Origin of the sequence: Nonomuraea turcica, assembly GCF_030718205.1 — a bacterium.
Lineage (GTDB): Bacteria > Actinomycetota > Actinomycetes > Streptosporangiales > Streptosporangiaceae > Nonomuraea.
Genome location: NZ_JAUZQF010000005.1, coordinates 272,187 through 286,056 on the forward strand (window position 1 = coordinate 272,187; position 13,870 = coordinate 286,056).

Annotated in this window: 12 protein-coding genes; 9 read left to right on the plus strand and 3 right to left on the minus strand. The window is 70.5% G+C overall.

Annotated features, from left to right (window positions below; genetic code table 11):
• The first annotated feature begins 104 nt into the window (after positions 1-104).
• The 9 genes from Q9G87_RS15625 to Q9G87_RS15665 all read left to right on the plus strand — a co-directional run bounded on the left by Q9G87_RS15625 (position 105) and on the right by Q9G87_RS15665 (position 9,759).
• A complete protein-coding gene (locus Q9G87_RS15625; protein WP_305917061.1) occupies positions 105-998 on the plus strand; it encodes an ROK family protein in 894 nt (297 codons plus the stop codon).
• The gene (nagA, locus tag Q9G87_RS15630) at positions 995-2,113 is read left to right on the plus strand and encodes an N-acetylglucosamine-6-phosphate deacetylase (RefSeq protein ID WP_305917062.1); all 1,119 of its coding nucleotides are present in this window, start codon (positions 995-997) and stop codon (positions 2,111-2,113) included. The genes Q9G87_RS15625 and nagA overlap by 4 nt, the downstream gene beginning before the upstream one ends.
• A gap of 83 nt (positions 2,114-2,196) precedes the next feature.
• A complete protein-coding gene (locus tag Q9G87_RS15635) occupies positions 2,197-2,892 on the plus strand; it encodes a GntR family transcriptional regulator (protein WP_305917063.1) in 696 nt (231 codons plus the stop codon).
• On the plus strand, positions 2,889-4,253 hold the full coding sequence (locus tag Q9G87_RS15640) for an ABC transporter substrate-binding protein (RefSeq protein WP_305917064.1): 1,365 nt from the start codon (positions 2,889-2,891) through the stop codon (positions 4,251-4,253). The genes Q9G87_RS15635 and Q9G87_RS15640 overlap by 4 nt, the downstream gene beginning before the upstream one ends.
• Positions 4,250-5,206 (plus strand): carbohydrate ABC transporter permease, encoded by a 957-nt coding sequence (locus Q9G87_RS15645; RefSeq protein WP_305917065.1) that lies wholly within the window; start codon positions 4,250-4,252, stop codon positions 5,204-5,206. The genes Q9G87_RS15640 and Q9G87_RS15645 overlap by 4 nt, the downstream gene beginning before the upstream one ends.
• On the plus strand, positions 5,203-6,042 hold the full coding sequence (locus Q9G87_RS15650; protein ID WP_305917066.1) for a carbohydrate ABC transporter permease: 840 nt from the start codon (positions 5,203-5,205) through the stop codon (positions 6,040-6,042). Before Q9G87_RS15645 ends, Q9G87_RS15650 begins: the two co-directional genes overlap by 4 nt.
• A gap of 5 nt (positions 6,043-6,047) precedes the next feature.
• Positions 6,048-7,379 carry a Gfo/Idh/MocA family oxidoreductase gene (locus Q9G87_RS15655; protein WP_305917067.1) on the plus strand — a complete coding sequence of 444 codons (1,332 nt, stop codon included), beginning with the start codon at positions 6,048-6,050 and terminating at the stop codon, positions 7,377-7,379.
• Positions 7,376-8,941 (plus strand): glycoside hydrolase family 13 protein, encoded by a 1,566-nt coding sequence (locus tag Q9G87_RS15660; protein ID WP_305917068.1) that lies wholly within the window; start codon positions 7,376-7,378, stop codon positions 8,939-8,941. The genes Q9G87_RS15655 and Q9G87_RS15660 overlap by 4 nt, the downstream gene beginning before the upstream one ends.
• Positions 8,938-9,759, plus strand: coding sequence for an endonuclease/exonuclease/phosphatase family protein (locus Q9G87_RS15665; RefSeq protein ID WP_305917069.1), 822 nt, complete (start codon positions 8,938-8,940; stop codon positions 9,757-9,759). Before Q9G87_RS15660 ends, Q9G87_RS15665 begins: the two co-directional genes overlap by 4 nt.
• A gap of 246 nt (positions 9,760-10,005) precedes the next feature.
• On the opposite strand, the gene katG is transcribed toward Q9G87_RS15665, so the two are convergent.
• The 3 genes from katG to Q9G87_RS15680 all read right to left on the minus strand — a co-directional run bounded on the left by katG (position 10,006) and on the right by Q9G87_RS15680 (position 13,842).
• Positions 10,006-12,282, minus strand: coding sequence for a catalase/peroxidase HPI (gene katG, locus Q9G87_RS15670; RefSeq protein WP_305917070.1), 2,277 nt, complete (start codon positions 12,280-12,282; stop codon positions 10,006-10,008).
• A 375-nt stretch (positions 12,283-12,657) separates the two neighbouring features.
• Positions 12,658-13,584, minus strand: a complete 927-nt coding sequence (locus Q9G87_RS15675; RefSeq protein WP_305917071.1) for an alpha/beta hydrolase — start codon at positions 13,582-13,584, stop codon at positions 12,658-12,660.
• 69 nt (positions 13,585-13,653) lie between these two features.
• The gene (locus tag Q9G87_RS15680) at positions 13,654-13,842 is read right to left on the minus strand and encodes a TetR-like C-terminal domain-containing protein (RefSeq protein ID WP_371825781.1); all 189 of its coding nucleotides are present in this window, start codon (positions 13,840-13,842) and stop codon (positions 13,654-13,656) included.
• Positions 13,843-13,870 lie beyond the last annotated feature (28 nt).

Below are 13,870 nucleotides of genomic sequence, written 5' to 3' on the forward strand. Positions count from 1 at the left end.
CAGGACAGCGCGCCGCCCAGGGCCTCGCTCTGGAGGTTCGATGGGATAGCCGCGTTGCCCCGCGGGCGGCGGACGAGATCATCGGCAGGACCTACGATCGGCGCATGACAAGCCATGTGATCGCTGTGGACGTGGGCGGGACGGCGATGAAGGGGGGACTCGTCACCCGCGACGGCGACGTGGCGGCCTTCGAGCAACGCCCGACCGGACGCGAGCGAGGGCCGGAGCACGTGCTGGACAGGCTCGGCGACTTCGCGGCAGACCTGGCGGCGCAGGCGCCCGTACCGCCGCCGGCGGCCGGTGTGGCCGTTCCCGGCCTGGTGGACGAGAAGGCCGGCGTCGCCTCCCGGGCGGCGAACCTCGGCTGGCGGGACGCGCCCATCTCCGCGATGCTCGGCGAGAGGCTGGGCATTCCGGTGGCCCTCGGGCACGACGTGCGGGCGGGCGGCCTCGCCGAGAACGTCTACGGCGCCGGGGCGCACGCGCGGAACTTCCTGTTCCTGGCGATCGGCACGGGCATCGCGGGCGCGATGATCCTGGGGGGCCGGCCGTACGGCGGCGCCGGCGGCCATGCGGGAGAGGCGGGCCACATCCCGGTCCGTCCAGATGGGGAGTCCTGCTCGTGCGGGCGACGCGGATGCCTGGAGACCTACGCCTCGGCCGCCTCGATCGTCCGCCGCTACGGCAGGGGCCGCCTGCGGACGGAAGACGTCCTGGCCCGCGCCGATCAGGGCGACGACCATGCGAAGCGGGTGGTGAACGAGGCGATCGAGGCGCTGGCGACAGGTCTGGCCACGTGCACGCTCCTGCTCGACCCCGAGCTCATCGTGATCGGCGGCGGCCTGGCCGGCGCGGGGGAACGGCTCCTGGATCCGCTGGCGAAGGGGCTGGCGGCCCGGCTGTCGTTCCGGGAGCCGCCGCCCATCTCGCGGGGGGCGCTGGGAATCCGCGCGTCCCTGCTCGGTGCCGGAATCCTCGGCTGGAGTGTGGTGGAATGACCGACCAGATTCTCGCCGGCACCCGCGTGGTGACCCCCTCGGACGTACTCGAACCAGGCTGGGTCCAGATCAGGGGCGGGCGCATCGCCGGCGTCGGGGCCGGGGCGCCGCCGCGCGATGGCACCCCGATCCGCGATCTCGGCGGTGGCTGGCTCCTGCCCGGGTTCGTGGACATCCACGTGCACGGCGGAGGCGGTGTGTCGGCGATCGACTCACCGGCCGACCTGGCGGCCACCGTGGCCTTCCACCGCTTACACGGAACCACCCGCACCCTGATCAGCCTGGTGTCCTCTCCCATGGAACAGATGGCCCGGGCCGCCGGTTGGGTGGCCGACCTGATGGCGCGCGAGCCCGGTCTGGCCGGGGCCCATCTCGAAGGGCCGTTCCTGTCCCGCCTGCGTTGCGGGGCCCATGATCCTGATCATCTGCGCGCGCCGGCGACGGCGGAGCTGCGCAAGCTCCTGGAGGCCGGACGGGGCGGCGTCCGCATGGTCACGGTCGCCCCCGAGCTTCCCGGTGGCCTGGATCTGGTCAGGGAGCTGGTGGCGTGCGACGTCATCGCCGCCGTGGGCCACACCGACGGCGACTACGCCACGTGCCGCGCGGCCTTCGAGGCGGGCGCGCGGGTGCTCACCCACACCTTCAACGGCATGCGCGGGCTGCATCACCGCGAGCCCGGGCCGTTCCTCGCGGCCTGCGATTCGCCGGATGTCGTCCTCGAGGTCATCAACGACGGCATCCATCTGGCCGATCCCGTCGTCAGGCTCATCGTGCGCCAGGCGCCCGATCGCGTCGCCCTCATCACCGACGCGTCGGCCGGGGCCGGCATGGGCGACGGCCGGTACGCGCGCGGCGCCCGGCAGGTGCAGGTGAGCGCGGGGCGCGCGGAGCTGGTCGGCAGCGGGTCGCTGGCCGGCAGCACGCTCACCATGGCGCAGGCGGTACGGCGGGCCGTACGCGAGGTCGGGCTGCCGGTGACCGTCGCCTCGGCCGCGGCCTCAGCCGTGCCCGCCCGGCTGCTCGGCCTGGACTGCGGCCGCATCGAAGCGGGCCGCGCGGCGGAGTTCGTAGTCATGACCGACGACTTCGAGGTACGCGAGGTGCTGGCCCATTGACTCGGTCACGGCCTTTGGTATACCAATGGTCTACTTAAGCCGAGGGAAGGGTTTCTGTGGCGCGTACGGCGAACAAGGCTCAGATGGTCAGGACCCTGATCGAGGCGAGGTTCATCGCCGTTCCCGGGCCCGCCACCGTGCTTCCCTCGGAGCGCCGGCTCGCCGAGGAGTTCGGCGTCGCCCGCATGACCGTTCGCGCCGCACTGAAGCTGCTGGAGGCCGACGGGCTGATCCGTTCGGCGCCCGGGGCCAGCTACATGGTGGTTCCTCCGCAGGTGTCCAAGGGCCCGACCCTGTCGTCGTTCACCCAGGACGCGCAGAAGCGCGGATGGCGGCCGGGATCCCGGGTGATCGAGCGGACCGCCTTCGACGCCGACGCGCGGCTCGCCGCCACCCTCGGGATCAAGCCCGGCGACGCCGTTTACCAGATCGGCAGGGTGCGGACCGCTGACGACACCCCGCTCAGCTACGAGCGGGTGTGCCTGCCCGCCGCCTTCGTCCCCGGACTGATCGACGAGGACCTCACCGGCTCGCTCCATCAGCTGCTCGCCGATCGCTACGGCATCCGGATAACCCGGCACGAGCGCACGATCACCGCCGTCAACGTGGACGCGGAACAGGCCGAGCTCCTCGGCGTCAAGGAGGGCACCGCGGCCCTCTGCGTGCCCCACATCGGCTACGACCAGAACGGTCGCCGGGTCGAGCAGGTGCACGCGCTGTATCGCGGTGACCGGTACGAGTTTTCCAGCGTGACCTATCTGCGGGAGACGAACCCATGAGGAAAGTCACCTTAAGCGTGGCGACGACGGCTCTGCTGCTCACGGGAGCCTGTGGCGGCGCGGAACCTCTGGAGTCGTCCGCCCCGGCGACCCTCACCTTCTGGACACCGCACACCACACCGGACCGGCTGGCCGTCCAGCAGTCCGTCGCGGCGAAGTTCACCAGCAAGACCGGCATCAAAGTCGAGGTCGTGCCGCTCGAGTCCAAACAGGCCAGCCAGAGCCTGGTGACCGGCGCCGCCTCCGGCAAAGTGCCCGACGTGATCCTTTACAGCCCCAACCTGATCGCGGCCTGGAACGCCCAGGGCCTCATGGACACCCAGGCGCCGCAGCAGATCGTCGATGAGCTGGGAGCCGGCACCTTCACCGAGAGCGCCATCCGGATGGCCACCGTCGGCGGAAAGCTCGGCGCCGTGCCCAGCGACGGCTGGGGGCATGTGATCTCCTACCGCAAGGACCTGTTCAAGAGCGCGGGCCTGGAGGCCCCCGAGTCGGTCGAGGACATCGTCACCGCGGCGCAGAAGCTGGCGAAGGACGGTGTGCGGGGCATCGCGATGGGCACCCAACCAGGCGACGGCTACGCCGGCGAGGGCCTGGAGTCGCTGCTGCAGGCCGCCGGCTGCCAGCTCGTGACGAACGGCACCGTCGCCATCGACTCGCCGGAATGCGTCACCGGCCTGGACGCCGTCCAGAAGCTCGGCGCCGCAGCGGGCACCGGGGAGCTCGACGTCGGCGCCGCACGAGCCGCCTACCTCGCCGGAGACGCGGCGATGATCCTGTTCTCCTCGCACATTGTGGACGAGGTCGCCGGCCTGGACAAGGACAACCCGGTCACGTGCGATGAATGCAAGAAGGACCCGACGTACCTGGCGAAGAACACCGGTTTCGTGACGGCTCTCGGCACGGCTCCGCAGTACGGCCAGACGTCCAACTACGCCATCCCCCGAGGCGCGTCGGTGGAGAACGCCAAGAAGTTCATCTCCTTCGCCATGTCCGAGGGATACGTGGAGATGTTGTCGACGGCCGCCGAGGGCCGGATCCCGATGCGGCCGGGACCGGCGAAGGGGTCCACCGAGTACCTCGACGCGTGGGCCGACCTCCCGGTCGGCAACGACCCGGCCACGAAGAAATCGATCAAGGCGGTCTATGGCGAGGACGTCGTGGACCAGCTCGCGAAGGGCGCCGCGTCGTTCGGCCGCTGGGGATGGGGCACCGACGACGCCACCCTGGCCGGCGTGGTGTTCTCCCAGGGCACCCTGTCGAAGGAGCTCGGGCCGCTGTTCAGCGGGACGTCGCCGGCCGACGTCGCGAAGAAGATGGCGGCAGAGGTCGGCTCCGTCAAGCAGGACCTGGGTGAATGACCTCGAACCGGCTGGTGTTCACCCGCTGGGGCCGCCCGCTCAACCGGTCCCAGCGGGATGACCTGCACGGCAGGTTGCTGGTCAGCCCCACCATGCTCGTCGTGCTGGCCTTCGTCGTGCTGCCCTTCCTGGCCGTCCTCGTGCTGGCGTTCGCCGATGTCCGGCTCGTCGACATCCCCCGGCTGTCGCTCGACCGGCTCACGCTGACCCTGGCCAACTTCCGGTCGGCCTGGGGGAGCGACAGGTTCTGGTCGGCGCTGGGCACCACGCTCGCGTACGCGGCCTGCACCACCGCGGGGGCGATCACGGCCGGTCTGGTGGTGGCGATGGCGCTGCGCCGGCCCTTCCGTGGTCGTGGGCTGGTCAGGGCCCTGGTGCTGATCCCGTACGTGCTGCCGGTGGTGGCGGCCACCACCATCTGGAAGACCCTGCTCAACACCGAGTACGGCCTGGTCAACGCCGTCGGCAGGCAGCTGATCGGCTGGGAGGACCCGATCGCCTTCCTCACCACCCGCAGCCAGGAGCTCGGCGGGATCCCGATCCCGGTCGCGCTGGTGACCGTGATCGCCTTCGAGGTGTGGAAGACGTTCCCGCTGGCCTTCCTCTTCATCACCGCGCGACTGCAGGTCTCGCCGAAGGAGCTGGAGGAGGCGGCGGCGATCGACGGTGCGGGCAAGGTCAGGGCGTTCTTCCACATCGTCCTGCCGCAACTGCGCGGCGTGATCGCCCTGCTGATCGTGCTGCGGTTCATCTGGTCCTTCCAGAACTTCAACGACATCTACCTGCTCACCGGAGGAGCGGGCGGCACCGAAGTGCTGGCGGTACGGGTGTACGAGGAGCTGGTCACCCGGGCCAACATCGGCACGGCCTCGGCCACCGGGCTCCTGATGACCGCCATGCTCCTGGTGCTGCTGTTCGTGTACGCCTGGATGATCAGGAGAGAGCGGACATGAACCGCGCGGACCGCATCCTCGGGGTGCTCAAATGGCTGGTCATCACCTTGACGGTCATCGTGTGCGCGGGCCCGCTGGTCTACGGCTTTCTGCTGTCGCTGCGGCCGTTCGCGTCGGTGGCCGCGGCGCCGCTGTCGCTGATCCCGTCGGCCGAGGAGGTGACGCTGGAGGCCTACCCCAGGGCGATGGACGAATACGGGCTGGGCGGCTTCATGCTCAACTCGCTGCAGGTCGCTCTGGCGACCGTGGTGCTGGCCGTCCTGTTCAGCGTGCTCGGCGGGTACGCGGCCGTCCGGCTGGACTTCTTCGGGCGCCGCTCCGTCAATGTCCTCTTCCTGGGCGTCTACATGCTCCCCGGCATCGTCCTGGCCGTTCCGTTGTTCGTGCTGCTCAGCCGCGTGGGCCTGACCGGCACCCTGATCGGGCTGGTGCTGGTCTACATCGCCCAGACCGTGCCGGTCGCGCTTTACATGCTCCGCAACTACTTCATCGCCGTGCCCGCGAGCGTGGAGGAGGCGGCGATGATCGACGGTTGCGGGCGGCTGGCTCTCATCCGCAGGGTCGTGCTGCCGATGGCGTTGCCGGGCATCGCCGCGACGTCCCTGTACGTCTTCATGATCGCCTGGAACGAGTACCTGTTCGCGCTGCTGTTCCTCGTGCACGACCGGCCGCGCTGGACGGTGGCGCTGGGCATCTCGCAGCTCACCGAGTTCTCGGTGCCGGCCACCGTGCTGATGGCCGGGTCCATCGCGGTCACCATCCCGGTGGTCGCGGGGTTCTTCCTGGCGCAGCGGTTGTTGATCTCCGGGCTCACCGCCGGAGCGGAGAAGGGATGAAAGACATGCCGGTTCGGCTGGGCGTCCTCGGCGCCGGGAGCCGCGGGAGGGATTCCTACGGGCGATGGATCGTCCGGCATCCCGAGCGGGCGCAGATCGCGGCCGTGGCCGACCCGATCCCGGATCGCCGGGACGGCCTCGCGGCCGCGGCGGGGGTTCCGGACGAGCGCCGCTACCACGACTGGAAGCCGTTGCTGGCCGACGCCGAGCACCTGGACCTGGACGGGGTGATCGTCGCTCTGCCCGACCGCGACCATGTCGCGCCGACGCTGGAGGCGGCCCGCCGCGGCCTGGCCGTGCTCGTGGAGAAGCCCGTCTCGTCGACGCCGGCGGAGCTGGAGCAACTCGCCGACGGCGGCAGCCGCCTGAACGCGCGCATCTCCGTCGGCCACGTCATGCGCTACCAGCCGTTCTGGCAGACCCTGCACCAGCTGGTGGCGGGCGGCACGATCGGACGCCTGGTCACCATGCGCATCGAGGAGAACATCGGATTCTGGCACTTCGCGCACTCCTACGTGCGCGGCAACTGGCGAAACTCCTCGACGTCGAGCCCGATGGTGCTCGCCAAGACCTGTCACGACCTCGATGCGATCCGCTGGTTCGCCGGTTCCCCTCCGGTGAGCGTGTCCAGCGTGGGCGAGCTGACCTACTTCCGTCCGGAGAACGCGCCGCCCGGCGCTCCTGAGCGATGCCTGGACGGCTGCCCGCACGCGGACGACTGCCCGTTCTACGCCCCCCGCTACTACGTGGACGCGCTGCGCGACGTGCACGGCTCCCCGGTGACGCTGCTGGGCGCCGACACCTCGCCGGAGGGACGGCTGCGAGCCCTCGAACACGGCCCGTACGGCCGGTGTGTGTTCGCCTCCGACAACAACGTCGTCGACCACCAGCAGACCGTGATGTCCTTTCCCGGCGGGCTCACCGCGACGCTGTCGACCTCGGCCTTCACCGGACAGAACACCAGGACGGTACGGCTGACGGGGAACAGCGGGGAGATCGTGGGACACGTTCGGTCGGGGTCGGTGACGATCGACCTCTTCTCCCCCACCGCGGTCCTGCCCGAGCTGCCCCACGCCAGAGACGTCGTACGCCGCAGGCGGGGCCCCCTGGGGCACCAGGCGATCGAGCTGCTCGCCGGTCCGGCCGAGGGCGAGACGAAGGATCATCGCGGCCATTCGGGCGGCGACGACGGGCTCATGGACGCCTTCGTCTCATCGCTGACCGGCGGCGGCGCTCCGGCGACCTCTCTTGAGGCGTCGCTCGACAGCCACCGGATGGCTTTCGCGGCCGAGAGATCGCGGCTGGAAGGCCGCACGGTGCTGTGGGGGGAGGCGTGAGCTGGTGGCGGGGCGCCGCGATCTACCAGGTGTACCTGCGCAGCTTCGCGGACGGGAGCGGCGACGGCGTGGGCGACCTCGCGGGGCTGCGCGCTCGCCTGCCGTACCTGCGCGAACTCGGGGTGGACGCGCTCTGGCTCAGCCCCTGGTACGTGTCGCCGATGGCCGACGCCGGCTACGACGTCGCGGATTACCGCGACATAGACCCGCTCTTCGGGACGCTGGCGGAGGCTGACGCCCTCATATCCGAGGCCCACGACCACAGGTTGCGGGTGATCGTCGACATCGTCCCGAACCACACCTCCGACCGGCATCCATGGTTTCGAGCAGCGTTGGCCGGCGGACCCGGGTCGCCGGAACGCGAGCGCTACCACTTCCGCGACGCTCCCAACGACTGGCCGTCGCGCTTCGGCGGACCCGCCTGGACCCGGGTGCCCGACGGCGAGTGGTACCTCCACCTGTTCGACTCGTCCCAGCCCGACCTCAACTGGGAGCACCCCGACGTGCGGGCGGAGTTCGAGTCGATCCTGCGGTTCTGGCTCGAGCGCGGCGTGGACGGCTTCCGCATCGATGTGGCCGACCGGCTGGTGAAGGCGGACGGCCTGCCCGGCCTCGGTCCCGGCCCCGATCCGATGGACCTGCCGCACGCCGACCGCCCGGAGGTTCATGAGATCTACCGCTCGTGGCGCAAGCTGCTCGACTCCTATCCGGGCGAACGGATGTTCGTCGGCGAGATCTGGGTGAGCGACCCCGCCCGCTTCGCCCTGTACCTGCGCCCCGACGAGCTCCACACGGCGTTCAACTTCCCCTTCCTGCGCAGCCCGTGGGAGGCCGACCGGCTGCGCGCCGTCATCGACTCCACGCTCGCCTCGCACGGGCCCGCGGGGGCGCCTCCGACCTGGGTGCTGTCGAACCACGACGTCACCCGGCACGTGACCCGCTACGGCCGGAGCGACACCGGATACACCCAGCGGACCCGCGACGAGCCCGCCGATCTCGCGCTGGGCACCCGGCGGGGCAGGGCCGCCGCGCTGCTCACCATGGCGCTGCCCGGCAGCGTCTACCTCTATCAGGGGGACGAGCTCGGCCTGTGGGAAGTCCTCGACATCCCGGCGGAGCTGCGACAGGATCCCGTGACCCGCCGTACGAACGGGGCGGAGCTCGGCCGCGACGGGTGCAGAGTGCCGATTCCCTGGGAGGGGGCGGACCCGCCGTTCGGGTTCGGCCCGGCACGCACGTGGCTGCCGCAGCCGCCGGAGTGGCGCGCGCTCACGGTAGCGGCGCAGGAGCGTGACCCGGACTCGATGTTGTCGCTGTACCGGACCGCGCTGCGGATCCGCGGAGACGAGCCCGCCCTCGGCGACGGCACGATGACGTGGCTGCCCGCGGGGCCCGACGTGCTCGCCTTCACCCGCGACCCCGGCTTCGCCTGCGTGGTCAACCTGTCGCGGGCGCCGATCGAACTACCCCCGCACACCCGGGTGCTGCTGCTGAGCGGCGACCTGGCCCACGGCCTGCTCCCGCCCGACACGGCGGCCTGGCTACAACAAGGAGAACCGTGACACACTCCCGCGTCCGCGCCCTGATCGTCGTGCTCATCGCCGTCCTGTCCCTCGGCGCCACCCCGTCCCACGCCGACAACGTCCGGCAGTTACGCGTCGCCACGTACAACATCCACCATGGCGTGGGCAACGACGGCAAGCTGGACCTCGAACGGATCGCGCAGGTCATCCAGGATTCCGGCGCCCAGGTGATCGGCCTCCAGGAGGTGGACCGCCACCACAGCGTGCGCTCCGACTTCGTGGACCAGGCGAAGTGGCTGGGCACCCGGCTCGGCATGCACGCCGTCTTCGGCGCGAACATCGACCGCGATCCCCCCGAGCCCGGCGCGGAAAGGCAGCAGTACGGCACCGCCATCCTGTCCAGCTACAAGATCCGCGAGTGGCGGAACACGCTGCTCCCCCGGCCACAAGGCGGGGAGCAGCGAGGTCTGCTGGCGGCGCGGATCAAGGTGCGCGGCGTCGACGTCCGCGTCCTCACCACGCACCTCCAGCACAATTCCCAGGTCGAGCGCATCGCCCAGGTGGCCGCCATCCGGGACTTGCTCGCCGGGTCGCCCGGCCCCATCATCTTCACCGGCGACACCAACGCCTTGCCGGACTCCGCCGAGATGGTCACGCTCAAGGAGTCCCTGGCCGACGCCTGGGACACGGCCGGCCAGGGCGCCGGTCTCACCTACAGCACGGACAACCCGCGCACGCGCATCGACTACGTCATGTCCTCGCCCGACGTCAGGGCGACTTCGGCCACCGTGCTGAACACCGACGCCTCGGATCACTTCCCCGTCGTGGTCGACGTCGAGCTGCCGTCACCTGCCTGATGCCCAGGTGACGCGCGGCCGCGCAGCGTCTGCGGCTCTCTATGTGAGTAAAGCGGACTTCAGCGTAGCTTCGTCGCCTGCCGCCCGAGGCCGGGAGGCGACCCGGTGGAAGCTGATGCCGCGTCCGTCCGGCGAGCCGGGCGGACCGTGGCTGAGAGCCGCGTTGTCGGGGCCTGACTCCACATTCCTGGCGGACGAGCCCAGCCGATCATGGTGGCTCGGCCGGGCTCGTCGGGTGGAGACGAGTCAGGCGAGGTCGAACCGGTCGAGTTCCATGACTTTGGTCCAGGCTGCGACGAAGTCGGCCACGAACTTGTCGCGGGCGTCCTGACCGGCGTAGACCTCCGCGAGGGCTCGTAGCTGGGAGTTGGAGCCGAAGATGAGGTCGATCGCGGTGGCGGTCCATTTCACCTCATCGGTGGCGACGTCGCGGATCTCGTACATATGCTCCTCGGACTCCGATGCCTTCCAGCGGGCGCCCGGGGAGAGCAGGTTGGTGAAGAAGTCGTTGGTGAGCACGCCGGGCTGGTCGGTGAGGACGCCGTGCTGGGTACCGCCGAAGTTGGCTCCGAGGGAACGCAGGCCGCCGATAAGGACGGTCATCTCAGGCGGGGTCAGGTTCAGCATGTAGGCACGGTCGACGAGCAGTACCTCCGGCTGGGTCTTCTCGCCGGAACGCAGGTAGTTGCGGAACCCGTCGGCCCGCGGCTCGAGGACCCGGAAGGACTCGACGTCGGTCTGCTCCTGGGTGGCGTCGGTGCGGCCCGGGCGGAACGGCACCGTCACCTCCACGCCGGCCTCGCGTGCCGCCTTCTCGACGGCGGCCGAGCCGGCCAGCACGATCAGGTCCGCGAGCGAGATCTTCGCGCCGCCGGCCTGGTTGAACTGGCGCTGAATGCCCTCGAGGGTGCCCAGGACTGTCGCGAGTTGCTCGGGCTGGTTGACCTCCCAGCTGCGCTGCGGCTGGAGACGGAGCCGGGCGCCGTTGGCGCCGCCGCGCTTGTCGGTGGACCGGAAGCTCGCGGCGGAGGCCCAGGCTGTGGAGATCAGTTGAGCGGTCGTGAGGCCGGACTCCAGGACCTTCGTCTTGAGGGAAGCGACGTCGGCGTCACCCACGAGTTCGTGGTCGACGGCCGGCACCGGGTCCTGCCACAGCTGGGGCTCGGCGACCCACGGTCCGAGGAAGCGGCTGACCGGACCCATGTCGCGGTGCAGCAGCTTGTACCAGGCCTTGGCGAAGGCCACCGCGAACTCGTCGGGCTTCTCCATGAAGCGGAGGGAGATCTTCTGGTACGTCGGATCGACGCGCAGCGCCAGGTCGGTCGTGAGCATCGTCGGCTTGTGCTTCTTCGACGGGTCGTGGGCGTCCGGGATGATCGCCTCGGCGTCCTTCGCGACCCACTGCTTCGCACCGCCGGGGCTCGTGGTGAGCTCCCACTCGTAGCCGAAGAGGATCTCGAAGAAACGGTTGCTCCACTGCGTCGGCCGGTCGGTCCACGTCACCTCGAGACCGCTGGTGATCGTGTCACCGCCCTTGCCGGTGCCGTAGCTGCTCAGCCAGCCCAGGCCCTGCGCCTCCAGTGGCGCGGCCTCGGGCTCCGGCCCCACGTGGTCGTCCGCGACGCCGGCGCCGTGGGTCTTGCCGAACGTGTGGCCGCCGGCGATGAGAGCGACAGTCTCCTCGTCGTTCATCGCCATCCGCCCGAAGGTCTCGCGGATGAAATGCGCCGCCGCAGCCGGGTCGGCGTTGCCGCGGGGACCCTCCGGGTTGACGTAGATGAGACCCATCTCGGTCGCGCCGAAGTGCGGCACCATCTCGGTGTCGGTGACGTAGCGCTCGTCACCGAGCCAGGCGTCCTCCGGACCCCAGAAGATCTCCTCCGGCTCCCAGACGTCCTCGCGGCCGAAGCCGAAGCCGAAGGTCTTGAAACCCATCGACTCCAGGGCGACGTGGCCGGCGAGCACGAGCAGGTCGGCCCACGAGATCTTCTGGCCGTACTTCTGCTTGACCGGCCACAGCAGCCGGCGGGCCTTGTCGAGGTTGGCGTTGTCGGGCCAGCTGTTGAGCGGGGCGAAACGCTGAGCGCCGTCGCCGGCCCCGCCCCGACCGTCCTGGATGCGGTAGGTGCCCGCGGCGTGCCAGCTCATCCGGATCATGAGACCGCCATAGTGGCCGAAGTCGGCCGGCCACCAGTCCTGCGAGGTGGTGAGCACCTCGATGATGTCCTGCTTGAGGGCTTCGACCTCGAGCTTCTCGAACTCCTTGGCGTAGCTGAAGCCCTCTGCCAGTGGGTTGCCCTTGGACGAGTGCGCGCGCAACACCGACAGGTCGAGCTGGTTGGGCCACCAGTCCCGGTTCGTGCGCGGACGACCGCCGGTCTTCGGAGTCGGCGAGCCGATGGCCGGGTTCTCGCTCTCACTGCCATGCGCGGTCACGGAGTCATGCGCGACCAGAAAGCCGGCCGCCGCCTTCCGATCCACGCCCTGCGCGCTGGCGGGGGCGTTGTCCTGGGTGTCGCTCATCTGCTTCCTTCCGAACAACCGGATCACTGGGCCATGCGTCAAACCTCTGAAGCCCTAGTTCCCAGCCGACGCACGTTCCGACACCTGAACTTCGGTTGGGCACTGCCAAACTTCGATGACGCGGGCACTGTCACTTCGGCTCGCATCGAAGTGACAGTGCCCAGGTAGGGAGCCGGACCGATCCGCCGACGCACGTCACGCAACGCTGTCTCCACGGAGACGGCCGAGCTCGGCCGCCGGTGCAACATGGACCGCAGCGACGTCGTGGCGGCATGGACCGAGCGCTTGACGGGGGTGAGGAGGCCGGCCCCAGCCCCAACCGACGCACGTTAGGCACGAGCCGTCGACCATGGCCGGTGCCGCGCCAGGCGGCGGTCAGAGCGTGCCGAGGGCGGCGGCGAAGTAGTCGAGCGAGGCGTCCACCTCGCGGAGGGACGGGGTGCGGTTGAGGTGCCCGTGTGGCATTCCGCGTGCCAGGAACGTGCTCACCGGGACGCCGGCTTCGCAGAGCTGGCGCTGGAGGAGTTCGCCGGACGCTCGGAGGTCGTCGTACTCGGACAGCAGGATGTGGGTGGCCGGCAGGCCGTCGAGGCGGGCGGCGCCGGGGAGCGCGTCGGGCGGCAGGTCGCTGATCCGGCCCACGTAGGTGCGGACCATGCCTTCGATCGCCGCCGTGGGGAAACGCATGAACGGGGGCAACGTGGCCATCTCGGCGGTGGTCGCGTCGTCCAGGGCAGGGTTGGGGTAGTGCGCGAAGGGATAGGCCAGGAGGAGCAGGTCCGCCGACCTCCGGTCGCGGGCGCGCAGGGCGGTCGCGAGGGCGAGGGCCGCTCCCGCGCTGGCGCCGCCCAGCGCGGCGCGCCCGCCTGGCATGGCCTCCGCCGTGAGCCAGCGCCAGGCCGCGTCGACGTCGTCCAGCGGTACGGGGTAACGCACCCCGTTCTGGGCCAGCCGGTAGCCGACCGAGGCGACGAAGGCGCCGGCCCGGGCGGCCAGTTCGGCGCTCACGACGTGGGCCTCGGGCATCTCCAGGTCGCCGCCGGAAAAGCCGCCGCCGTGCGCCCATAGCAGGGCGAGGGTCGCAGACGTGTCCCGCGGCCGGTACGTGCGGATGGGGATGTCGCCGTGCGGGCCGGCGATCAAGAGATCCTCGACCACCACGTCCGGGGGCAGGGTCCACTCCGCCGGATCCCGCAGGTAGTCGGTCATCTTCCGCTGGGCCGCCGGGTCGGTCGCAAGGTCCTCCCGGGACAGGCCACGCACCGAAGCCAGCTTGTCGGCGAGGTAGGGGTCGAACGGCATGGCCCTTCTTCTATCGTGCGCCGGAATCACGCTCGCGTGCGGGGTGGGCCGGGATTCCCAGCGGGATGATCACGTGGTCCACGAGGCGCCGGCGGCCAGCTCGCCCCTGGCGCGCGCCCGCTCGAACACGCTCGTCACCGCCGCACGTCGCGAGGCGATGAAGTGCTCCTCCATCGCGGTGGCGAGGAGGGGGTTGCGGCGCAGCTCGCCCCGCAGGCCGGCGATGACGCCCCCGAGCCCGGTGAGCTCGTGCAGCAGCTGCCCATTGACGCTCCGCTATCCACAT

Bases quoted from the DNA above. Each gene is read 5' to 3' on its own strand.
- Q9G87_RS15645 (WP_305917065.1), top strand. From the start codon at position 4,250: ATGACCTCGAACCGGCTGGTGTTCACCCGCTGGGGCCGCCCGCTCAAC.
- Q9G87_RS15675 (WP_305917071.1), bottom strand. From the start codon at position 13,584: ATGCCGTTCGACCCCTACCTCGCCGACAAGCTGGCTTCGGTGCGTGGC.
- katG (WP_305917070.1), bottom strand. From the start codon at position 12,282: ATGAGCGACACCCAGGACAACGCCCCCGCCAGCGCGCAGGGCGTGGAT.
- Q9G87_RS15650 (WP_305917066.1), top strand. From the start codon at position 5,203: ATGAACCGCGCGGACCGCATCCTCGGGGTGCTCAAATGGCTGGTCATC.
- nagA (WP_305917062.1), top strand. From the start codon at position 995: ATGACCGACCAGATTCTCGCCGGCACCCGCGTGGTGACCCCCTCGGAC.
- Q9G87_RS15635 (WP_305917063.1), top strand. From the start codon at position 2,197: ATGGTCAGGACCCTGATCGAGGCGAGGTTCATCGCCGTTCCCGGGCCC.
- Q9G87_RS15655 (WP_305917067.1), top strand. From the start codon at position 6,048: ATGCCGGTTCGGCTGGGCGTCCTCGGCGCCGGGAGCCGCGGGAGGGAT.
- Q9G87_RS15640 (WP_305917064.1), top strand. From the start codon at position 2,889: ATGAGGAAAGTCACCTTAAGCGTGGCGACGACGGCTCTGCTGCTCACG.
- Q9G87_RS15625 (WP_305917061.1), top strand. From the start codon at position 105: ATGACAAGCCATGTGATCGCTGTGGACGTGGGCGGGACGGCGATGAAG.